The 21,736-nt window shown below is 38.1% G+C and carries 23 protein-coding genes and 2 pseudogenes; 4 read left to right on the top strand and 21 right to left on the bottom strand.

The features are described from left to right. Nucleotides 1-6: 6 nt before the first annotated feature. Nucleotides 7-663 (bottom strand): site-2 protease family protein, encoded by a 657-nt coding sequence (locus tag C6W21_RS11620; RefSeq protein WP_411266034.1) that lies wholly within the window; start codon nt 661-663, stop codon nt 7-9. A 114-nt stretch (nt 664-777) separates the two neighbouring features. Between C6W21_RS11620 and C6W21_RS11615 the strand changes: the two genes are divergently transcribed. Further along, nucleotides 778-963, top strand: a complete 186-nt coding sequence (locus C6W21_RS11615) for a 2-hydroxymuconate tautomerase (protein WP_003214939.1) — start codon at nt 778-780, stop codon at nt 961-963. Between the two features lie 362 nt (nt 964-1,325). On the opposite strand, the gene C6W21_RS11610 is transcribed toward C6W21_RS11615, so the two are convergent. The 8 genes from C6W21_RS11610 to C6W21_RS11570 all read right to left on the bottom strand — a co-directional run bounded on the left by C6W21_RS11610 (nt 1,326) and on the right by C6W21_RS11570 (nt 8,797). Further along, nucleotides 1,326-1,979 carry an ATP-binding cassette domain-containing protein gene (locus C6W21_RS11610; RefSeq protein ID WP_106050503.1) on the bottom strand — a complete coding sequence of 218 codons (654 nt, stop codon included), beginning with the start codon at nt 1,977-1,979 and terminating at the stop codon, nt 1,326-1,328. A gap of 592 nt (nt 1,980-2,571) precedes the next feature. Further along, the gene (locus C6W21_RS11600; protein WP_106050501.1) at nt 2,572-3,093 is read right to left on the bottom strand and encodes a stage II sporulation protein M; all 522 of its coding nucleotides are present in this window, start codon (nt 3,091-3,093) and stop codon (nt 2,572-2,574) included. Continuing rightward, entirely contained in the window at nt 3,090-4,829 is a 1,740-nt protein-coding gene (locus C6W21_RS11595; RefSeq protein ID WP_106050500.1) for a hypothetical protein, read from the bottom strand. The genes C6W21_RS11600 and C6W21_RS11595 overlap by 4 nt, the downstream gene beginning before the upstream one ends. Nucleotides 4,830-4,909: 80 nt before the next feature. Next, nucleotides 4,910-5,227 (bottom strand): uberolysin/carnocyclin family circular bacteriocin, encoded by a 318-nt coding sequence (locus tag C6W21_RS11590; protein WP_106050499.1) that lies wholly within the window; start codon nt 5,225-5,227, stop codon nt 4,910-4,912. 309 nt (nt 5,228-5,536) lie between these two features. Further along, nucleotides 5,537-6,349, bottom strand: a complete 813-nt coding sequence (locus C6W21_RS11585) for a zinc-dependent metalloprotease (protein WP_106050498.1) — start codon at nt 6,347-6,349, stop codon at nt 5,537-5,539. 223 nt (nt 6,350-6,572) lie between these two features. Continuing rightward, nucleotides 6,573-7,073, bottom strand: coding sequence for a YwgA family protein (locus C6W21_RS11580; RefSeq protein WP_106050497.1), 501 nt, complete (start codon nt 7,071-7,073; stop codon nt 6,573-6,575). 30 nt (nt 7,074-7,103) lie between these two features. After that, nucleotides 7,104-8,405 (bottom strand): HD domain-containing protein, encoded by a 1,302-nt coding sequence (locus tag C6W21_RS11575; RefSeq protein WP_106050496.1) that lies wholly within the window; start codon nt 8,403-8,405, stop codon nt 7,104-7,106. A 170-nt stretch (nt 8,406-8,575) separates the two neighbouring features. Continuing rightward, a complete protein-coding gene (locus C6W21_RS11570; RefSeq protein ID WP_003215259.1) occupies nt 8,576-8,797 on the bottom strand; it encodes a YuzB family protein in 222 nt (73 codons plus the stop codon). 238 nt (nt 8,798-9,035) lie between these two features. Between C6W21_RS11570 and C6W21_RS11565 the strand changes: the two genes are divergently transcribed. Beyond that, a complete protein-coding gene (locus tag C6W21_RS11565; RefSeq protein WP_106050495.1) occupies nt 9,036-9,836 on the top strand; it encodes an RsfA family transcriptional regulator in 801 nt (266 codons plus the stop codon). 34 nt (nt 9,837-9,870) lie between these two features. Here C6W21_RS11565 and C6W21_RS11560 read toward each other — a convergent pair whose 3' ends face one another. The 12 genes and pseudogenes from C6W21_RS11560 to pta form a co-directional block, all read right to left on the bottom strand. Next, nucleotides 9,871-10,104: a DUF5970 family protein gene (locus tag C6W21_RS11560; protein ID WP_106050494.1), complete on the bottom strand. Its 234-nt coding sequence runs from the start codon at nt 10,102-10,104 to the stop codon at nt 9,871-9,873. Beyond that, a complete protein-coding gene (locus C6W21_RS11555; RefSeq protein ID WP_106050493.1) occupies nt 10,101-12,377 on the bottom strand; it encodes a glycosyltransferase in 2,277 nt (758 codons plus the stop codon). The genes C6W21_RS11560 and C6W21_RS11555 overlap by 4 nt, the downstream gene beginning before the upstream one ends. A 119-nt stretch (nt 12,378-12,496) precedes the next feature. Continuing rightward, nucleotides 12,497-12,981 (bottom strand): annotated as a pseudogene (locus tag C6W21_RS11550) (tetratricopeptide repeat protein). A 40-nt stretch (nt 12,982-13,021) separates the two neighbouring features. Beyond that, on the bottom strand, nt 13,022-13,867 hold the full coding sequence (lipL, locus tag C6W21_RS11545) for an octanoyl-[GcvH]:protein N-octanoyltransferase (RefSeq protein WP_106050492.1): 846 nt from the start codon (nt 13,865-13,867) through the stop codon (nt 13,022-13,024). A gap of 116 nt (nt 13,868-13,983) precedes the next feature. Beyond that, complete coding sequence (locus C6W21_RS11540) at nt 13,984-14,310, bottom strand: SMI1/KNR4 family protein (RefSeq protein WP_106050491.1); 327 nt, start codon at nt 14,308-14,310, stop codon at nt 13,984-13,986. 250 nt (nt 14,311-14,560) lie between these two features. Then, on the bottom strand, nt 14,561-14,950 hold the full coding sequence (locus C6W21_RS11535; protein ID WP_106050490.1) for a hypothetical protein: 390 nt from the start codon (nt 14,948-14,950) through the stop codon (nt 14,561-14,563). A gap of 16 nt (nt 14,951-14,966) precedes the next feature. After that, nucleotides 14,967-15,585: pseudogene (locus C6W21_RS19460) on the bottom strand (pre-toxin TG domain-containing protein); the annotation flags it as partial. Between the two features lie 184 nt (nt 15,586-15,769). Further along, a complete protein-coding gene (locus C6W21_RS11525) occupies nt 15,770-16,096 on the bottom strand; it encodes a hypothetical protein (RefSeq protein ID WP_106050489.1) in 327 nt (108 codons plus the stop codon). 15 nt (nt 16,097-16,111) lie between these two features. Beyond that, nucleotides 16,112-17,635 carry a T7SS effector LXG polymorphic toxin gene (locus C6W21_RS11520; RefSeq protein ID WP_106050488.1) on the bottom strand — a complete coding sequence of 508 codons (1,524 nt, stop codon included), beginning with the start codon at nt 17,633-17,635 and terminating at the stop codon, nt 16,112-16,114. A gap of 11 nt (nt 17,636-17,646) precedes the next feature. Then, the gene (locus C6W21_RS11515; RefSeq protein ID WP_106050487.1) at nt 17,647-17,925 is read right to left on the bottom strand and encodes a YwqI/YxiC family protein; all 279 of its coding nucleotides are present in this window, start codon (nt 17,923-17,925) and stop codon (nt 17,647-17,649) included. Further along, complete coding sequence (locus C6W21_RS11510; protein ID WP_106050486.1) at nt 17,918-18,328, bottom strand: YwqH-like family protein; 411 nt, start codon at nt 18,326-18,328, stop codon at nt 17,918-17,920. The genes C6W21_RS11515 and C6W21_RS11510 overlap by 8 nt, the downstream gene beginning before the upstream one ends. Nucleotides 18,329-18,513: 185 nt before the next feature. Beyond that, the gene (gene pta / locus C6W21_RS11505; protein ID WP_024423792.1) at nt 18,514-19,485 is read right to left on the bottom strand and encodes a phosphate acetyltransferase; all 972 of its coding nucleotides are present in this window, start codon (nt 19,483-19,485) and stop codon (nt 18,514-18,516) included. Between the two features lie 240 nt (nt 19,486-19,725). Between pta and hemQ the strand changes: the two genes are divergently transcribed. Continuing rightward, nucleotides 19,726-20,496: a hydrogen peroxide-dependent heme synthase gene (hemQ, locus tag C6W21_RS11500; RefSeq protein WP_003215092.1), complete on the top strand. Its 771-nt coding sequence runs from the start codon at nt 19,726-19,728 to the stop codon at nt 20,494-20,496. A 67-nt stretch (nt 20,497-20,563) separates the two neighbouring features. After that, nucleotides 20,564-21,724 carry an MFS transporter gene (locus tag C6W21_RS11495; protein ID WP_106050485.1) on the top strand — a complete coding sequence of 387 codons (1,161 nt, stop codon included), beginning with the start codon at nt 20,564-20,566 and terminating at the stop codon, nt 21,722-21,724. The last annotated feature ends 12 nt before the right edge of the window (nt 21,725-21,736 follow it).

The following is a 21,736-nucleotide window of genomic DNA, read 5'->3' as shown; positions in this document are numbered from 1 at the left end:
AACCTCCTAAAGCAGCGGCTTCAAAATAAGATTAAACCAGTATATGATTTGATCCCGCATTCCGATCAATGGACCAAAAACAAACTGTCCTAGCGGCGTGATCACGAATATGAGAAATATAATGATCCCATATTGTTCAAATTGCGTCATTTTCGCCCGGATACTAGGGCTGACGACGTCCTCAATAATACGATACCCATCCAGCGGCGGAATTGGCAATAAGTTAAATAGGAACAAAATGACGTTCAAGTTAATAAAGATTAAGAAGAAATTATCGACTCCCGGCTCAAAGCGCATGATCCACTCCCCGCCAAATTTCTGAAGAAGCACATACACGAAAAAGCCCAGAAACGCCAACACCAAGTTACTTAAAGGGCCAGCAATAGAGACGCAGATTCCTGCTAAGCGCGGTTTTTTAAAATGATAACGATTCACCGGTACAGGTCTCGCCCAGCCAAACCCAGCCACAAAGATTAAAATCGTCCCAAATACATCAAGATGCTTCAGTGGATTTAATGTGAGTCTCCCTTGATTCTTAGCTGTTGGGTCGCCGAAACGATACGCAACATATGCATGCGCCAGCTCGTGCATCGTAAATGCAACAACAAGCGTAATGGCGACATATGGAATAAGTTCTAATGGATACACAAGAAATTGGTTCAAAGGCATGAATCCCTCTTTCTTTCTATACAATGATTTACTTCATTCAGTATACTATAAGAAGTCCCTTAAACTAAAGGGAAGCGTAGCACTCAAAGGAAAAAGGAGGTTTTCGCATTGCCGATTGTCACCGTTCAAATGCTAGAAGGAAGAACAGACGAGCAGAAAAGAGCTCTTGTGGAGAAAGTCACTGATGCTGTTGTTGAAACAACAGGCGCAGGTGCAGAAAAAGTCTCTGTCATTATTGAAGAAATGAAAAAAGAACACTATGCCGTAGCAGGAAAGCGCATGAGCGACCTGTAAGCATAAAAGAAGCCTCTTTTTCCAAAGAGGCTTCTTTTATATTAAGGTTTCTGAATAACTTCAAATAAAATTAGAGTTGTATCCAATAATTAACCCTCTCTATCTAATCTCAATCTGTTTTAGATAGAATAGATCATGATTAAATTCATATTCACATACAAAGTAAAGAATTGTTAGGCTACAAATTATTTTCTTGGGCCAATTATTTTCAAAACGCTTGTTGTAGCCAAAGTCGAACAAAAAATAATAATTAACTTACCTATAACAATTTGATGACTACCTGTAGATACAACAACAATTATGACAGCGATTGATATCATTAATAATAAGATAAATAATTTCCTCATTTTTATTACCCCTATTTAGACAATGTTAATAAGTCTATTACCTTGGATTAGATATACTTTATCCGCTAAATTTTCTTTCAATAGTTCAGAATGAGTGACTATAATAACAGATTTTGCTTTTTCTTCTTTATATTTTTTGACAAGATCAATAATTATTCTTTGTGAATGAACGTCCCAAGACATAAATGGCTCATCCAACAAAAGAATATCTGGCTGTCTTGAAATACTTCCAATAAAAAAAAGTTTATCTTTCATTCCCTCAGAATAATGTTCGACTCTAGTATATAAATGTTGGTTCATCTCTAATTTATCAGAATAAAAACCCACATTTTCCCAGTATTGTTTTTTAGGTATACCCCAAAGATTTCTAATTAACTCCAAATTTTCCTCCCCTGTAAGAATATCATACAATAAATGATTGCTTGGAACATATGCAATATTTTTTTTATATTCATTCCAATTTTCAACTGGATTACCCTTAAAGTTAAGCTCACCTTGAAATTCAACAATACCTGCAATTACCTTTAATAAAGTAGATTTACCGGCTCCATTTGAACCTAAAATACAAATTATATCATGCGCATAAAGATTTAGATTTAAGTCTTCTAATATTGGTTTACCTTTATTGTAATAAAAACTAACCTCTTTTAAGCTTAACAATTTAGACATTAACTAAAAACCCACCTCCAAAAGAAATAAGGTTAAAGAGGAAGAGTACAATACAAAAGTTTAAGCTTGCTTTCTTAGAATAACCAACAAAATTGACTAATCCTAAAAACATAATTCGAGAGGCCCAAACAACTGTTATGAAAGTTATAAGAAATACTACTACCATCACAATATAATTTTCAAACATGAATATTAGATTTATACCAACAGAGTTACTAAAGAAAACCAATGTGTTGTATGTCAAAATCACAACAAAAAAACGACTTATCTTTAACGTAGGGTGAAAAAAAATCATGACTAATAAATAAAGCAAAGAAATAATGAAATTGATAATTAGGTAAAAAGGGGTGAAAATAAAAGCAATAAAGGCATATAGTGCAAAAAAGTTATAACTTTCACTACTAGGAAGAATTTGCACGATAATACAAGTGACAAAGAACATATTTAATAGAATAATAATCAAATTCTGCAACAAAATTGATCTACTGGTTACTCTTTTTAAATTTAACGTTAAATATTTCTGAGGTTTAAAAACAAGTTGCATCTTTGCCTCCTAAATTTATTAAAAATGAATGTTAGAAATCAATTATATTCAAACCCTACTCACAAAATCTTCAATAATTGCTCCGAGAAATAAAGCTACAATTGCAATGACAAGAATTATTAAACAATCTATAATCATTTTCAAATAATTAATTTTACAAATTTCCCTTTTCAAAAATTTTAAAAATACCAATCCTGTAAAAGTTCCAAGAACTGAAAAGGATAACAAACCAAACATCTCAATAAAGAAATGTGGCAACAATCCGGTAAATAAAGATTTTATATTTCCATTGACAATTAAACTATCTATTGTATTACCAACTATATAGCCATTCATAAACATTACAAATGTGGGAATTGAACCACCTGTACAAAGTCCGCCAATTAGACAAAGCAAACCAACATCTATATTGTTAAGGAATATACTTCCATAAAAAACACTTTCGGGATTAGCTTGTCCCATATCATCTTCCCAAAACAATACACCAATAAAAACACCGACGACAAAAACTATCATGAAAAAAAAATAAACATTCTTCCATCTTTTTAACACATTAATCAAAACAGTCAAAATTTACCTCTTTCTAACTTTTCAATTCCCTTTTTAACAATTTTTTTTGATATGAATTTAAAAACAACTATAGTTAACATAAAATAAATAAAATAGTACAATTCAATATGATTGATCCATTTATATATAGGTATAAAAATATTAATGAAACTAAATATTAACAGTGGTACAACTATAAAATTCCTTGGTAGACTTTGAGACTTAATATGTAATTCCTTTTCGTCATAAGTACTTCCAACTTCCTGTATATCATCAAAAGAAAATTTAGAAAATAACGGAGCCATATACAATTGAATTAATGGTGATATTTTATAAAGAGTAAACAACAATATAATGATTTGTAGAAAAGATGATAAGTTTAATTCTTTTACTGAATTTATAACAATTAAAGATATGACCATATTTATAATAAGAGGTATAAATAAAATTACTTCTAATAACTTTAATTTTGATTCAAACAATCCCATTACTCCATTTGGAGATGTTTTTAGTAAATCAATACTTTTTCCTTCAGAACCTAAAAAGAATACTTGAGGATACTCATAGGAAACTTCAAAGCAATGAATAATCATTGTTAAAACATTAAAGAGAATTAGCATTGCCATTATTAATGAACTGTCATCAGTATTTTTCACTATTCCTATTAAAATGCCACAATAAAAAAAACTTTCTAACGAGTAGATTATAATAGAAAAGACTCCTGGCGATACGATCCATCGTTTTCTTTCTAAATTAATAAGTTCTTTTTTAAACAGAAATGATTTATCAGTTCTGAAGACTTTGCTTACTATCTTGGTATATATTGTAAACCAATCAAAGAATTCCTGTTTAGATTTTATTCGATCACTATTATTATAATTAGGATATAAATTGGATGTAATAAAGATAATGCACATAGATAAAGCTAATAAAACTAATAGTAAGAATGGTAAGTTAATAGAATATGTAATCCCTCCATAAATTCTTTCATCAATCATTTTCAAATTAATAAAATCCGCACTAAATTCTTGAATAAATATGTCTTTTACACTTAACCAATAGGTATCTTCTAGTAATTGTTCTATGTTTTCAAATGGTTCTCTTAAGGCTAATATTAGTTTTGCAAATTGATGACTAATCATGAATCCAAACGACATTAAACCGCAAGAGAAAATCATATATATGACAAATCTAAACAAACCGATTTTATTTTTAATTTTATATAGTTGATACTTACCCATTAAACGATTCGAGATTATAAATAATAAGAAAATGATTAAAATGAGGTTGGAAATTAGTAATACAAATAAACTAAAGGGTATTTTTAAAATAAAAAAAAGACAAATAAATGAAGTTATTATAATATTCCAAGATTGTGTAACAAACCATAACAACTCTTCAGTTAGTAGTAAAACATATATTTGGCGATGACTTAGGGGTGAAGTACTTAATAAATCTTGATATATTGAAAAGTGTGTTCTTCTATAGGTTAAAATTCCATTAATTAGAGCTAAGAAGAATAACAAGATAAATATACTTAATAAAAAAATTCCATTCCATCTTTCAACAAAACTATAGTATTTCCAATATAAAAAAAAGGCTAAAACAGTTGAAAAAATAGTAGAAATTATCATTTTGAAGATTGTAATATTCTTAATTCTTTTTAAAAAAGGAATAACTCTTACAAAAAATGAATAATCTTTTTCAACACGCATAATCAAATGGATTTTTAAAATGTTTATATATCGTGTTATCACATGAATGACTCCTAAAATAATATTGCTTATTGATATCATTCAAGTAAGAGGAAAAATCCTCTTACTTGAATGATTCTACCTTACCAAGCAATAAATGCCTTTTTTCCTCTTTTTCTAAGCTCTTCTTTAAGATACAATGTAAGTGCTTGTCTACCTGCATTTGCAATTAGTCCTAATCCTCCGGTTAAAAAACCTGATAATATCCCGATTATGACTGAAGCTGTTGCACCCATTCCTAGGTACCAAGTAAGTGTACTTCCCACTGCTGACGGAATACCAAACTCTTTAGTTAGATAAGCAATAGGTAAGTTACCCATCACAAAGAAGTATGCAAATAATAGTGCAATACTTGCTAAAAGTAATCCTGAGATTTTGAAAGCATTAACTCTAGCTGTCATTTTTCCACTCCTTCCTTTTATTTATAATTTAGAAACATAATAAGATTTAATCATAGTTTACTTGAAAAAACAATAAAAAATTAACTTTTTTGCAAAAAAATAACTATTATTATATGTAGTTATTATTCACAAATTATTGTATAACTTTTACATTTATAGAAGGCTTCCTTATTTTTTAATTTCTATTAATTACGGAGACAAAGGGCCAGAATAAACACCTTTCTAACCCTTTGCAAATAATTTAAAATTCAATTATTTTCTTCAACCAGTTTATTTAATTCTTGTGAGTCACTCTTTCTAACTTTTGCCCTATCTGTACCACGCTTTGTTACGGTTCACTTGATTTTTATGAGCCGCATCAAAGAAATCGACCGTGTAAGAATAATCATAGTTCATTAAGCAGACAATGCCGCTTCCTTGAGGATCGTGCGGTAAGCCAAAGTTATGGCCGTATTCATGCGTAGCCGCTTTTGCTGTATTCGCTGTTCCTTGATCAAGGTTAACGGCGAATGCACTTCCGCTCGGTGCACTATTGTATACATATGCGATTCCACCCGCATCAAAGTTCGGATTTGCTGTAAACCCTGTGACAAAATCGTATCCTCTGCCATCAAAGCTGCGCTGAAGGTTTGACAAGATTTGCTCTGCATTTGATCCAGAAGACGTCCAAGATCCTACTGCTTGTACGACAAAGTCCACATCATGATCACGGTTAAAGGTCACGTCCGCTTGCTCGATGATGCTGACAATCCGCGTCTGCCAGTCACTATATTTCGCACGATACTGCGCATCTGCTACAGCATAGACCGTTACTTTCTGACTGCCTGTACTTGCCTTTGTTGAAATAGAATCTCCTGTATTCGCCTTAAAGGTTCTAGAGCCTACCTGCTTACCAGACTCATTTAATACCTTTGTTGTCACATCTCGTTCAATTGGAGGTGCTTTCGTCAAATCTTTAAAATCGTTTGCCTTTGGCAACCCCTCACTAATATGTGTTTCGAACGGTGCATGACCATGATCATGCCCATGACCAGCACTCGCGACTGGTGCTGAAGCTGAACTTACTCCCGGTAACAAACTACCTACCAATAAAAATGACAAAAAGACTGAACGCTTTTTCATTTCTATCCCTCCTTTGATTTTCACAAGGTTATATATTCACTGAAAATTCACCATTTTCCTTCTATTCAGTTAAAAACAGGGAATTGGATACACAGGAAGAAAGTCGAAATACGTCATATTCACTAATTTTTCGGATATTTCGACACACATTCATCGAAAAATAGCGCTTTTGATCCGGGTATTACAAAACAAAAAAAGCCCTAAATGCTGGGCTTTTACGAAACTAGTTCAATTCCTTCAATTGATTAATATAAGCAAGAGCATCCTCAAATTCTTCGTCCGTGTAGCGCTGCTTGCTTTTAATGGTGAAGACCTTTTCCTTTACCTCATCTTCTGGCAGGTCATCAAAGTATAAAATCGTGGAGACGAGCTCTAGGAAACGAGACGATTGCTCGTTCATCTGCTGCGTCAGCACTTTGAGGTCAGGCATGTCCACTTCACACTGATCGAGAAACTCTTTCCCGCTGTCCGTCAGCGAATAGCGATATTGATAGTATCCGCCCTTTTTTTCCTTCATTTCGTCCAAGAATCCAAGGTTGCACAGCTCTTCAATTCTGAGCGTCAACTCCTCTGAATAGGGGCCATAAAAATGAAAATCGTATTTCTCGTAAAAAGGCAAATCTAGCTTTTTTGCTATGTAAATCATCTTTTGCAGCTTCTTCCGTCCAACGATTTCCCCTGATTCAAAGAATACCTTCATCAACTTTGCATGCTCTTTCAACAAATTCCCGACATCTCCTTTTTCAGTACTTCCTTATCCCAATCCTAGCAGCTTCATGATCGCCTTCTTTTCTTCAGCTTTTTCCGACATATCTACAATTAAGTCCATCGGGAAATAAAGTTTATGATCGGTTCTTCGTTTACCGGAAATGGCATCAACAATATTTGACTGTCTCGACAGCTCTTTAATATGACCGCTTTGCGTCAAAAGGTGGATCGGCAGTCTCTCTTCTTCCTCCCCTGGTCTGTAGAAGTCATAAGGCAAGTCAGAGGAAGAGTCGACGACTAAATAATAGTCAGGATCAATGCCTGCCTCCTTGAACAAGGCGGTCAGCTTGAAATATTTCGTCATTTCTTCATTCGGATTAAACTCTGTATATTGGAACAATCGGCGGTTCATAAAACGGCGGCACAAATCAGCCAGCACGTGATCTTCTTCGTCTTCCCACGCCTGAAAATAAAATAAGACAATGGATTCATCCAGCTTAATATAGTCCTCTGTGGTGACATTCCCCTCAAAAATCGAATAAAAATGAACAGGGGCATGTGTGAAAATATAGCCCGTTTCATGCAGCTCTTTTGCACGGTGGAGAATTTTCGTTAAAATGACTTCCGCACTGCGTGTCACTGGGTGGAAATAGACTTGCCAGTACATTTGATAGCGGCTCATAATATAATCCTCGACTGCATGCATCCCGCTCTGTTTCATCACAATCTGATCTTCTCTCGGACGCATCACGCGCAAAATACGTTCCATATCAAAATGGCCGTAGCTGACGCCTGTATAGTAGGCATCACGCTGCAAATAGTCCATACGGTCGGCATCAATTTGACTTGAGATCAAACTGACCACCTGTTTGTTTTGATACGTCTTGGCAATGACTTCCGCCACATGCTTCGGGAAATCCTCACTCACCCGGCGAAGCACTTCATTGACTTCCGTCTGCCCTAAAATAATATCTCTTGTAAACGATTCATGGTCTAAGTGGAAGACCTTTTCAAAGGAATGAGAAAATGGACCATGTCCGAGGTCATGAAGCAAGGCTGCACTCAGTACAAGCTCGCGTTCTCCCTCATCCCATTCCGGCCGTCCTTTGAATACATCATCCACAATCCGTCTCACAATCTCGTAGACACCGAGTGAATGATTGAAACGGCTGTGTTCTGCACCATGAAACGTCAAGTAAGTGGTTCCTAGCTGTTTAATTCGTCGCAGGCGCTGAAATTCTCTTGTTCCTATTAAATCCCATATTAATGCATCCCGTACGTGAACATAACGGTGCACAGGATCTTTAAATACCTTTTCCTCAGATAATTTCCCTTTTGGATACGCCATCGTTTCGTCCCTCTTTTTTTAAGACGTGTTTCTATTATATCGGGTAACTTTTCCCGAAAACATCCTTGAATTTGCTGGTGAATGTGTTCTCAAAGATTACACGGACGTAAAAAGCCCGACCTGACAGGAACGGACCTCTTTTTAGATCGACTGAACACATTCAGTGACATTTATTTGACTTTTTTTTGAACCTTTTCGAGTAACTCATCTTCTGTTGGTGCGGATAATGGGCGATTGTTCACAAACGCAAAAGCCTTTTTTCGTCCTGGACCACAATAGGATTGACAGCCAATCTCAATTTTTGCATCAGGGTCAACCGATTTGAGTCGAGGCAGCAACGTCTTTAGGTTCGTCGCATCACAATCGTCACATACGCGAAACTCATTAGCCATGGTCTTACGCTTCCTTTCAATGATGAAAATTCATTCTATATGAAACAGTTGGACAACCAATCGTGAATAATATACCACCCAACATTGTACATCGAAGCGGCTGGACTTGCAAGACGCATGTAACTGAAGATACTTACTCACATAAAGCTAGTATTTTTTACTATCCTTTTAGCAAACTTGTATAAACCTTCTTGAACTTGGCTAATCTAATACCATCAAATCATATGGGGGTTTAAACATGTCAAAACAAAGACAAGATGCTTGGTCAGAGGAAGATGATCTCCTTTTGGCAGAAACCGTCTTACGTCACGTCAGAGAGGGCAGTACACAGCTGAATGCGTTTGAAGAAGTAGGAGACAAGCTGAACCGTACCTCAGCGGCATGCGGTTTTAGATGGAATGCTGTTGTGAGGCATCAATATGAAAAAGCGTTAGCACTTGCCAAAAAACAGCGAAAACAACGGATGCGTGCACTTGGCAATGGCCAGCCTGCAAAGAAACGATTACTTTATCAGCCGCAAGTAGAAGAAACAGTCACGCAAGAGGAATTCTCACAGGAGCTAGAACCAGCGCAGGAAGAAACGTTTGCACCAGCATCTGAAACAGCCGAGCAGCTCCAGTTTGTAGACCAAAGCTACAATGAAGAGTTAGCTAGTTTATCACATTTATTGTCACAGGCTTCTCATGTCGCAGAGAAAAAGCCAGAAGCCAACCCATTTAGGCAGCAACAGGATTTAACCATCGAAGATGTCATTGATTTCTTGCGCCGCTATGAAGGCGATGGACAGCAATCGTCTGCCTTACGCATGGAAAACAGCCGGTTAAAACGAGAAAACAACGAACTTTCACATAAAGTCACACAGCTAGAAGCGGAAGTGAAAAAGCTTGAAAAGGATCAGCTCACCATTCAAGAAGATTATGAAACACTCGTCAAAATCATGAACCGTGCAAGAAAACTAGTTTTGTTTGAAGAGGACGACACTGCCGCTCCAACCTTTAAAATGGACCGGAACGGCAACCTCGAAAAAATGGCAGAATAACAAAAAGTGCTCCCCATCTGCGGGAAGCACTTTTTTAAATGCCCAAAAATAGCATCACACTAAAAAGGACATTAATTAAAAAGACAAACATAAAAATATACTTGACTTGTCTCACCTGAAAATCACCAAATATAAAAAGATAAAGACCTGCGATGCCAAGTGTCAGTACAGGCTGAAGAAACGGCACTACAAGTGAAATGCCGTAGCCGGCTCCCATGATGACAGGAAGCCATAGTAAATAGAGATAACCGCCGTTTTTGGATTTCAAGAAACCACTCCCTCTCTTTCTTCTATCTGCTTGATTTCAGGCTGAATAAACTTGAGTCCGACAATTGTGCGGCCGCGCCTTTGTGAGGTCCAGACGGCAATCGCCGGCTGATCTGTCAGAGATTCTGCGTCAATGGTGATCAGCACTTTCTCATTTAATTCAATTGAAGCTTCAGATTCGATTTTACACCCAGATAAACTAATATCATGTATGACCATCGGCACCTTCTCTTCTAACCGGCCCTCATATGACAACGTGCCTGTCACACCTTTCAAAGGTCTTCTCACCCATTTGCGCCGTATAGCCTTTGGCACTTTCTTCGTTTTTCTTACAAAGCGGATCAACGTCCGAACAGCATAGGATTTTTTCTCACGATCCGTTATTGCGACATGCTCTCGTGTGAATAAGAAGCGGATCAATGATAGATACTCTGATTTTTGTGTGTCAGTAAAAGCTACACCAACCATCAGCTGGTCTCCCTCCGGATAGCTCCATACCACTTTACACGCCACACTTTCATCCTCTGTAAAGAATAATTGCGTTTGTCCTTGATAAAGAGTAGAAGCTTGATCCAATGGAATGGATAGACGCGCACCTGAATCACTCATATCTAGTAGAGAACAAGCAATAGACTGATTTTGATGATCAGAATGAAGCTGCCCCTCTTTTTCAATGATAAATCGCTCTGATTTCCGATAACGCGGACGGTCAAACGCCACAAGCAGTGCCATAAATAGACCTGCACCGTTATAAATAACCCAAAATATATTAATGAGCATGAGATCAGCATTCATCGTCCCATTTACCTTCACATCGTATCCTATTTTCACTAGGACAAGCAATGAGAGCAGTAAAAAGATCAAATGGGGAATCATCGTTTTCAAATGAAAATGTCTTTTGTCCGTTTGAATTCCCTTCGGTGTGACAAGAAATTCAACTCTCTTTTTCAAAAACAGCTCACTTAAAGCCACACCAGCTAGGTGGAATGCCATAGAGCTTTCATAAATATGACTCCAAAACATGCTTCTTTTTTGATTCGACACTAGTTTAAACGCTAAATACGAACTGAAGAACGCCGGCAGCCAAAACATGAAAATGGACTGAAAATCTGCCCAGAAACTTTGAATACCAAACAATAAAAACAAAATCGGTGTGAGAATGTAAATCATTTTAAACAAACCGTTAAACCAATACACAATGCCATCTAAATAAAGAACTCGCTGCATAAGCGTTAACCCGCGAACCTTCAAAGGATTAAACTTACGGGCGCACTGAATGTTCCCTCTCGACCACCGATCTCTCTGCTTTAACAGATCAAGCCAGCTTTCAGGTGCCAGACCGACGGCTAATACTTCTCCGACAGACACAGATTTGAACTTCCCTTGGAGAAGCATTCCTGTCGCCATGTCTTCTGTAATCACACCAGTAGCAAATCCGCCAATGTCATCTAAGGCCGTTCTTCTAAATACAGTATTACTACCGACATACATCACAGCATTAAACCGATCCTTCCCAGCTTGGAGGGTTTGCATGAAGAAGTCCTGCTCATTTGGAATTCGATCCTTCGAGAACATATTATATTGGAAAGGATCTTCGTTATAAAACGCTTGTGGAACTTGAACAAACGCAGTCGCCCCATCATGAAAGTAAGGTACTGTCTTTTCTAAAAATGAAGGAAGGGGGACCATATCTGCATCAAGTGTGAGAATCAGCTCCCCATTCGTTTGAGACATCGCATGGTTTAAATTACCCGCCTTAGCAAACTTGTTATCTGTTCTTGTCAGATAATGAACACCAAACTCAGAAGCAAGCTGCTCTACAGACTCCCTCTTGCCATCATCACATAAATAAATGTGTACGCTGCCTTTTGGATAAGAGAGATTCACACAACCTGCAACAGTACGCTTCAGCACTTCAATTGGTTCATTATATGTAGCTATGAAAATATCAACTGTTGGCAGCCTGTCAAGATCACTGATCATGACTTGTTTCCGATTTGAAGGCTTCCAAACAAGTGTATAAAACACAAGCAGCTGTAAAAATCCAATGCATTCGCAGGCAACAAGCAAGATGCCCATCACAATATTAAATGTACCTTCATGCGGGAGAGTAAAGAAGAGACGCCAGCAAATATAGGCGGCATTTGTTAACACACAGAGCACAATGATGATTTTTTTAACAGTAGAGGCCAACGGCTGAATACGATACATCACATACAGCACTGATAAAACACAAAGCATAAACAGCGGGTAATACGTGGTGAATAATGACAACAAATTTACCTTCTTTCTTACGCCATAAATGACTATCACATATAAAATTTCATAACAAAGGAGGGGATTCTTCCATTACATTGCCCCTCCGTATCTATTTGAGTAACCAAATCAACATATTATTTCCACAATGTGTCTAACTGATTTGAATAAAAATCAATAGCTTTTCGATAACTCAAAATAGCAGGATCTTTTGTCGTTTCAGTTAAACAGTTCAGTAATGTTTTCATCGCTTTCTTATGTTCTTTCAAATTATACAAAGTCATGGCATAGAACGTTTGAATGGCTTTGTTATCCGGATAAACTTCTATCCCTTTTAGGAATATCTGCTTGGACTTTTCATATTCTCCTAAGGTTCTGTATGTACTTCCTAATCCTAGTAAAGCATCTTCCAGTTCCTCTAAAGACAACCCTAACTCGATGGCCTTTTCATAAAAAAAGACAGCTTGCCTTTCCTCTCCTAACAAATCATAACTCCAGGCACATTGATAATGAATAGAGGCATCGTCTGGATACTCCTCTACAAGATGAGTGAGCATTCATTTGATTCTTGAAGGTGTCCACTTTTTCGAAGTTCAATGGCTTTCTCAAGCTTTGTTTCCATCACTTCACCTCTATGCTTTTCAAGATTAAAAGACTGATGTTTACGAAAACACCTTTTCATTCCGCTCAATCATCCGCGTCATGTTTTTTTCAAATTCAAGCTGTTCTTCTGCGTTCAGTCCTGATGCTGTCAGCTGATCACTGAGCGTTTGAAGCTCTTCTAGTAAAGAACGCATGAGGAGCGCACAATCAATTGGTTCACCAGTTAATTCTGATAAAGACGCCATCGTATCAGGCTGTATATCAGGAAACACGGCTTTCACTTCTTCTCGTTTGTTCTTTAAGGCGGCGTTATAAAAACGGCGGATCAAGTCGGCACGTTCCCGCCCGCTTCCATCTGCACACAAATAAATTTGCACAGCGACTCCACCGCGTAATCTACGCTGAGAAATGCCTGCAAATTTCTTTCCATTGATGCTTAAATCGTAACTGCCCGGACAATAAGAGCCGACAATTTCATAGGCTTCAATGTCCACCTCATACATCGACAGCATCCGGCGTACCAATGCCACCATCGCATCATACCCGCGGTCAATATCAATGCCCTTCTTTTGTTCTGCAAAGATTAATGACACATTCAAGACACCTTCATCCAGCACCACAGCAAGGCCGCCTGAATTGCGTACAATGACGCGATAGCCCTCTTCCTGAAGCAGTTTCACGCCATCTTGCAGAAAGGGAAGTCTTGTATCCTGAATCCCAAGCACAATCGTATTGTGATGTACCCAAGAACGCGCTGTCGCTGGTGATAGACCCTTCCCGACCGACACACAAAGCGTATCATCCATGGCAAAGGATTGCTTCGGATCTACGTAAAGACCCAGGCTCGATTGATCTATGATTCGCCATTTCGGCTGTGTCAGTAACTCAATAGGTTCATTTTTCATGTCCTGCATATCCTCTCGTTCATAAACTGTGTTTATTATAACATGGGATGAATGGAGGGAGAATCCGGAGTGATATCATCAAAAAAACTCCATGACATTTGGTGTCACAGAGCGTTTCAGTTGGATGATTTGCTTTTACCAGCACCCACAATCCACACCTTTTTCTCCTCTTCGGCCTGACGCATGAGAAATATTCGCCCGTCGCCAATCGCTATATAGCCGCTTGCATACCGATAGACTTCCCACGTTGCATTGCGTTCCGCTATATCCCCCGTCCCGTATAGTAGGACATCGCCTCCAATGGAACTTCCATTTGTCTGTTTGAGTAAGGTCTTATAGGCATGAGGCAGCACCATGTTTAATTGGGGTTCCACTTCTTTAATGTGTAGATTACTTGCTGGTTCGTTCAGGTGATTGTTTGGGTTTTGAGGGGAATTGATCATGTTTGAGAGCCTCCTATAATTTAAACATAAAACCTAAGAATAGAACTTCAAAAACATGATATGCATGCAGGACTAATCAATAAGAAAGCCTTGATAAACAGCATCCCTTTGGGAGGTAAATTCCTCTCATATATGCTGTCCCAATGACTAGAAGAACACTGATAATTAATAGCCAATTCTATTTTTTTGTGTTTTCTGATCTGTATTCCTTCTATACATATTTAAAAATGATATTATTTTGATTCTACCATTAGAGTGTTTCTGTTTTTAAAAATTCTATGCTAATTCTATCGACTTTTATTTCAACAGTTTTATTCATTAATTCAGGAAAGTCGATGAAATACTCATCTTCGTCAGTGAAGATTATGCCTGCATCAATTTTATCCTCTTTTAGCAAACCTCTTAAATAATATTCATATCCCGAATCAATGCGTTCTATCTCTTTCTTCTCTATCGGCATTTCATGGATAATCAACTCGTCTAATATAGTAAACCCTATTGATACTGGATAACTTTTTCTCACTTCAATTTCATACGGACAAATATCAGCAAATCCTGTAAATTCTATTCCATTAATCTCAATGGTTGTTTCCTCCTCAATCTGAGGATCGAGTCTTTTAACAAAACAGTCGTATACCATAATAAACCCCCACTCTCTAATCTGATGGATTGATGACTGGAATATTTTCTCCATTAATTGTTTTCCATATCTTTTTACCACTTTGGGTATGGTAAGTTGTAATTTCATTTTTATTATTTGTACCTACAAATTCAAACTTAGCCCTACCATTTTTATTATTCCCCATAAATTTGACATACCCTGTCCTTATTTCACCTTTATATTGATACTTGACCTTGATGCCGCTATTAATGACCGCTTTTGCACCTTCAAGGTACTCGTTAGCATTTTTATATAGTCCTGAGAACTCTTTTCCGTGTTTATATCAAAATGCCCTTCTAATTTTGCACGATCCGCAAAGGCTGAATGCAGGTTCTTTATATCCTTACCTTAGCTGCCTTCTCAACCCTTTTCACCGCATTCTTCCCTTGATCCATCTTAAAAACATATTTCCCAACCTTCACTATTTTCGTGATTGGGATAATAGAGGCTGCGGACAGGGCTTGGTCTGTGCTGCTGATATTTTGGCTGGTTTCGGGATCTTTGCCGGTGACGGCTCGATAGCCATCGTAGATGCCACTGTATTCTAGGATGATGTTTTCGGTGGTTGAGACGACTTCATCGTCTAATATGCGTTTGGCGTTTCCGCAGCTGCGGATTTGATTTTTTCTGTATCAGTTCCTTCAAAATATCCAATCACTTTATCGATTTGTATTGTGCCATCATAAAACTAACTTAGATAGAAAAAAGATGAGCGACATCTCTGTAAACTCACCTTTTCTATAACTTATTCTCATTTATTTTGAAAAGAATCTGGTCTGTCCAACTCATATTAGAGGTTTATTTAACAATACATTCAGGTGAAAATTTCACAAAAACAGAGTTTGTACCATCATCCATCATTCTTTTCAATTCCTTACCTAATGAATAATTAGAATCTGGTTCTGTTTGCAATATACAAACAATATTTCCACCCTCCCCTTGAGTTAGACAGGTTAATTGTAAATATTCATTGTTATCATAAATAAAAGAAACGATGTAATCATAGAAATTACCTTCTATTTTGTCCTTATTTAATTCCTCCTTAAAAACTCTGACTATGGTTCCAGCCCAAATTCGAGTATCGTCCTCAACTTCCTGAACAGATATCCAATCATTCTTAATCATTTTATTACATCCTCTCTACTTAATTTTTAAATTATGACCACCAGATGCATCAGCAGGTTTAGTTTGTTTAAAATCAAAATCAACCTCTCCTTGATGCTTCCCCTTGTTATTTGTTTTTTCAAAACGACCATGCTGTGTATCTACTGAATATAAATCTCCAGTTTTAGGGTCTTTATATACATCCCTACTATTAATCTTACTTAATTTTGAATCTTTTATTAAGCCATTACTTTTAGCAACTTCTTTTACTTTTATTTTTACAGCTGCGACGCGCTCTGCTGGAGGCAATTTTACTAATGATTTTTCAAAATCTTTAGCCCCATTCCTCGCACCTTTAGCACTCTTCTCAACCCTCTTAGCTACTTTCTCCCCTTTAATAATTTTAAAAACATATTTCCCCACTTTAACAATGTTGGCGCCTAGAACCATGTACACTCCGGATACCAAACGATCCATATCATCAACTTTATCACCTGTTACAGGATCTCTTCCTGTAATCGCTCGAATGGCGTCATTTATTCCTGTAAATTCTACCGCTGTATTTAAGATGTTTTGGGGGTGATCGCCTGTTTTTACATCTGACATCGGTTTAACGCTCTCAATTGTTACTTTGTTCTTTTCAGATATTCGTAACCGATACAGCATTCCGTCTCGCATGATCTCAACCGTTTTGGCATTTTTGAAGTTGATCTTTTTGTACTCATTTATATCATATACTTTTCCATTTAAGGTCACGGTCGTTTGATTGATTTTACTAGACGGCTTTTCGTGAACAACCGTCTCCACATGCGCTTGTTTTTTCTCTCTCAGCTTCTTCAGCATGAGCATCATCGGATTGTCTTTTGGGTTGTCTATTTTGTCATTTAATCCACTGATGGTACTGCTTACTTTTTCTTCTTTTCCATCTTTGAAAATAGCCCCTTTTTGATAGGTGGTGATGTCGATTTTTGGGCCGGTGAACATGGTACTTAAGGTGTTTATGTATTGCTTCATTGTTTGAAGGGAGCTTTTGGTTTCATGTAAAGCAATTGTTTGCTCTCTGTCAAATGCATGAAGCAGACCAACGGTTCTTGAGGTCTCGAGCCATGCTTTTTGATAGTTTTGCTGAAAAGCTGATTCGTCTATATTTGGTAAATGAACAATATGACCAATTCTGCCAATAGCGTGGTTTACATCCGTTACAATCTCAGATATCGTGCGCTCAGCTTTTTTGAGTCCTTGATCAAGGTCGTGTTCAATAAATGATTGTGAGATAAAGCCGTGCTGATTTGATTCCAGTGCATGAAGCGCCTGTTTTGTGTTTTTCAGCGTAGCACTGTATTCCTCAATGATGACCTGAAAGAATTGCAGGAAGGGAATATGACATTCTGTATAAAAGGAGCGGATGGCTTGTCCTGCCTCTCCCTTTAGTGCGCCATCGAGTGAGATAATTTGATCGATTTGTTTTTCTATGGAACTGATTTGTTGCGATTGCTGCTTTAATGTATTCAGCGTTTGGTCAATTCCGTTTATTAGCGCAAAGGCGTCAAGGGTTTTCATTGCGTTCTCCTTTATTTTCTTTTACTGCTGGAGGCAAGCGCCTTGTCCGTTTCAATCATGGTGTTCACCGCTTGTTCTGTTTGTACAAGCTGTTTCTGAAGAATGCCTATGTAGGATGTACTTAATTCGTTCAACTGTTGATTGATTTTTTCTAATGTGTCTGCTGCCAGAAGCTGGTTTCTCCCTTTAATGGTTGTTGGAAGTGCAGCATTCATTTGAGTGCCTGATTGTTTTGCATGATATAAGACTCGTTTGATTTCACTGGCATCTATTTTGATTTCTCTACTCATGTGACTTCCCTCTTTTTTCTTCCAATTGTTTCTGCTTTTCTTTCTCTATTTTTCTTTCAACGGAATGGATCTCATGTTCTAACGAATGGATTTCGGATTTTAGGTCACTGATTTTCTCATCAATTCGATTCACTAGATTGGTCAGCTGTACACCTTTTATCTCTTGACTGGCGGATGCCATCTCGTCTCGAATGTCATCAAACGTATCTGCAAGACTGCCAAACCATGTATGTGATGTCAGATCTGGATGAGTGATTTTCTTACCAGCATCTTCCAGAGCCGATTTTGCTTCTTTTATTTCTTTTCGACACATGTTGAGTTCTATGATTTGTTCTTTTTTTATGGATATGTCTGCCTTTAACGAATACAAGGCTGTTGTATAACCGATGATGGCTCCAGACATCGTCAAACACCTCTATTCCTTAAATAGTCCTCCGTTATGTTACCATTTCCTAGCACAAGAGGCATATGATTGAAAACGAATTCAACAAAAAATGAATCGTACGTATTGGGTTTTTATACCTATTTCTCACGCACAAAAAAAGCTAGTTTCGTGTAAAAACGAAACTAGCTTTTTTGATCAACATATTAAAGTGCTTGAGCTGCTGTAATCAGCGCAAGGTTGTAAACGTCTTCGGCATTACAGCCTCTTGAAAGATCGTTTACTGGCTGGTTTAAGCCTTGCAGGATTGGACCTACAGCTTCAAAGTTACCTAAGCGCTGTGCAATTTTGTAGCCGATGTTTCCAGCTTCGAGGCTAGGGAAAACAAATACGCTTGCATCACCTTTGATGACGGAATCTGGCGCTTTTTTCGCTGCTACTGAAGGAACGAAAGCTGCATCGAATTGGAATTCTCCATCAAGTACAAGCTCAGGTGCCTTTTCTTTTGCAATGCGAACTGCTTCAGAAACTTTTTCTGTTTCGTCTGATTTTGCTGAGCCTTTAGTAGAGAAGCTAAGCATTGCCACACGTGGTTCGATGTCGAACATTTTGGCTGTGTTTGCACTTTCGATCGCAATTTCAGCTAGATCTTGGCTGTCTGGTGCAATGTTGATTGCACAATCAGCAAACACATATTGCTCTTCGCCGCGAGCCATGATGAAGACGCCAGATGTTTTCTTTACGCCTTCTTTTGTTTTAATGATTTGAAGTGCTGGGCGCACTGTGTCAGCAGTTGAATGTGCTGCGCCGCTTACAAGTCCGTCTGCAAGACCTTTGTACACAAGCATTGTACCGAAGTAGTTTTCATCTAGTAATGCTTTTCTTGCTTGCTCTTCTGTTGCTTTGCCTTTACGTCTTTCTACGAAAGCTTGTACAAGCTCTTCAAAACCTTCATATGTATGAGGATCATACACGTCGACACCATCAAGTGTAAGACCTAATTCTTTTGCTTTTGCTTCAACTTCTTGTTTTTTACCTACAACAATTGGCTGCAATACTTTGCCATCTGCTAGTTTTTGAACGGCTGTTAGAATGCGTTCGTCCATTCCCTCAGGAAAAACGATCTTTACTCCTTTACCTGCAACCTTTTCCTGAACTGTTGAAAAAATATCTGCCACTTATATACCCTCCTTGATTTTACAAAAAAAGCGTTCTCTTTTAAGCATACTCTTCTTCTACATAAATTCAAACTACCAACTTACATTATAGCGCTTACAAATTAAATTCTTATTTTTCAAACTAATTTAACCAATTTCCATAAAAGCTGTTTTTGTCGTTCAAGTTTTGATCACATCTCCATGTGGACAAACTATGTTATAGTTGGAACAGATGGAAAACTGTAAATAGGAGTGAAATAAATGAGCGAACAACATACAACCAATGAAGCAGCTCAAACACTAGACGGCTGGTATGCATTGCATGATTTTAGAACCTTTGACTGGACAGCTTGGAAGCTGCTGACAAGTGATGAGCGCCAAGCGATTCTTCATGAGTTCACAGGTCTATTAGAAAAATGGAAAACAGCTGAGCATGATAAAGCTGGAAGCCAAACAATCTATAGTATTGTCGGCCAAAAAGCAGATATTATGCTCATGATTTTGCGTCCAACCATGGAAGAACTGGGTGAAATTGAACTTGAATTCAACAAGACACGACTAGCAGAGTTTACGATCCCAGCTTATTCGTACGTTTCAGTTGTTGAGCTCAGCAACTACTTAGCAGGAGGCGGAGATGGCGGAGATCCTTACGAGAACCCTCATGTACGTGCGCGTCTATACCCAGAGCTTCCTTCTTCTCAATACGTGTGCTTCTATCCAATGGATAAAAGACGTTCTGGCAATGACAACTGGTACATGCTCTCCATGGATGAGCGTAAATCCCTCATGAGAAGCCACGGCTTAATTGGCCGAAGCTATGCTGGAAAAGTAAAGCAGATCATTACAGGCTCTGTCGGTTTTGATGATTATGAGTGGGGCGTTACCCTTTTCTCTGATGATGTGCTTCAATTTAAAAAATTGGTTTATGAAATGCGCTTTGATGAAGTCAGTGCACGCTACGGCGAATTTGGTTCCTTCTTTGTCGGAAACCGATTAGCAAACGAGCAGCTGGCGTCTTATTTTCATGTATGATAAACTCTTATGGCTTCGGATCTTTCCGAAGCCTTTTTATGTATTTTTTTAGAAAGGTGATCACATCATGAAAAATTTCCCCATCGCTATCTTTGCTTTAACGCTCGGTGCGTTTTCGATTGGCATGACTGAATTTGTCATTATGGGACTTTTGCCAAACGTTGCTAACGACCTTCATGTATCTATCTCTGCTTCAGGGCAGCTGATTACTGGATATGCACTTGGTGTGGCAGTTGGCGGACCTATTTTAACGTTATCGACTGGAAAAATGTCGAGGAAACGTCTTCTCATTTTATTAATGATTCTGTTCGTGGCAGGAAATGCTGTTGCTGCTGTATCAACCTCTTATGGCCTATTAATGGCTGCACGTATTTTGACATCATTTGCTCACGGGACCTTCTTTGGGGTCGGGGCGATCATGGCTGCACGGCTTGTGCCCAAGGAGAAAAGTGCAAGTGCAATCAGCTTCATGTTTACAGGACTGACGGTCGCCAATGTACTGGGTGTGCCGTTCGGTACCTTCATTGGAAATCAATTTGGCTGGCGAATGTCGTTTCTCGTCATTGCTGTCATTGGGCTCATTTCCTTAATCGGTATTATCAGCTTAGTACCCAATCAATCGAAGGAAGAAGTACTGGATATTCGAAATGAAGTATCTGTTTTGAAAAAACCACAAGTACTCGTCTCCTTTGCAATGACGATCTTTGGTTTTGCAGGTGTGTTTACCGCCTTTACGTATATCAGCCCGATCCTGCTGCAAGTGACTGGTTTTCAGGAAAATGGGGTGACGCTCATCCTTGTTCTCTTCGGACTTGGGGTCACCATCGGGAATTTAGTTGGCGGAAAGCTTGCCGACTGGAAGCTGATGCCGAGTATTATCGTATCCCTGATCCTGCTGATGGCTGTCCTGTTATTGTTTACAATCACTTCCGAATTCAAAGTGCCTGCTGTGCTGACCATTTTTGTGTGGGGAATTATTTCATTTATTCTTGTTCCTACCTTGCAATACCGCACGATGAACATGGCACACGAAGCACCGACACTCGCATCAACGCTCAGCCATTCTGCCTTTAATATCGGGAATGCCGGCGGTGCTGCTCTGGGCGGCCTTGCCATCCAGCTTACACATTTACAGCTTGTACCGTTATTTGCTGCAGCTGTAACTTTCATTGGACTCATCATTACGATCATGAGCTATCAGTCAGACAGACGAACAAAAAGGACCTGAGTCAGGTCCTTT

It is taken from the genome of Bacillus sp. NMCN1, assembly GCF_002998085.1.
Taxonomy (GTDB): Bacteria; Bacillota; Bacilli; order Bacillales; family Bacillaceae; genus Bacillus.
This window is presented reverse-complemented; position numbering and strand designations above follow the sequence as displayed.

Excerpts from the sequence above, each read along its gene's own strand:
- C6W21_RS11610 (WP_106050503.1), bottom strand. The coding sequence starts at position 1,979 with ATGTCTAAATTGTTAAGCTTAAAAGAGGTTAGTTTTTATTACAATAAA.
- C6W21_RS11510 (WP_106050486.1), bottom strand. The coding sequence starts at position 18,328 with ATGTCTGGAGCCATCATCGGTTATACAACAGCCTTGTATTCGTTAAAG.
- C6W21_RS11535 (WP_106050490.1), bottom strand. The coding sequence starts at position 14,950 with ATGGTATACGACTGTTTTGTTAAAAGACTCGATCCTCAGATTGAGGAG.
- C6W21_RS11525 (WP_106050489.1), bottom strand. The coding sequence starts at position 16,096 with ATGATTAAGAATGATTGGATATCTGTTCAGGAAGTTGAGGACGATACT.
- C6W21_RS11515 (WP_106050487.1), bottom strand. The coding sequence starts at position 17,925 with ATGAGTAGAGAAATCAAAATAGATGCCAGTGAAATCAAACGAGTCTTA.
- C6W21_RS11575 (WP_106050496.1), bottom strand. The coding sequence starts at position 8,405 with ATGGCGTATCCAAAAGGGAAATTATCTGAGGAAAAGGTATTTAAAGAT.
- hemQ (WP_003215092.1), top strand. The coding sequence starts at position 19,726 with ATGAGCGAACAACATACAACCAATGAAGCAGCTCAAACACTAGACGGC.
- lipL (WP_106050492.1), bottom strand. The coding sequence starts at position 13,867 with ATGAAAAATGAACCTATTGAGTTACTGACACAGCCGAAATGGCGAATC.
- C6W21_RS11565 (WP_106050495.1), top strand. The coding sequence starts at position 9,036 with ATGTCAAAACAAAGACAAGATGCTTGGTCAGAGGAAGATGATCTCCTT.
- C6W21_RS11495 (WP_106050485.1), top strand. The coding sequence starts at position 20,564 with ATGAAAAATTTCCCCATCGCTATCTTTGCTTTAACGCTCGGTGCGTTT.
- C6W21_RS11590 (WP_106050499.1), bottom strand. The coding sequence starts at position 5,227 with ATGACAGCTAGAGTTAATGCTTTCAAAATCTCAGGATTACTTTTAGCA.
- C6W21_RS11570 (WP_003215259.1), bottom strand. The coding sequence starts at position 8,797 with ATGGCTAATGAGTTTCGCGTATGTGACGATTGTGATGCGACGAACCTA.
- C6W21_RS11520 (WP_106050488.1), bottom strand. The coding sequence starts at position 17,635 with ATGAAAACCCTTGACGCCTTTGCGCTAATAAACGGAATTGACCAAACG.
- C6W21_RS11540 (WP_106050491.1), bottom strand. The coding sequence starts at position 14,310 with ATGATCAATTCCCCTCAAAACCCAAACAATCACCTGAACGAACCAGCA.
- C6W21_RS11585 (WP_106050498.1), bottom strand. The coding sequence starts at position 6,349 with ATGAAAAAGCGTTCAGTCTTTTTGTCATTTTTATTGGTAGGTAGTTTG.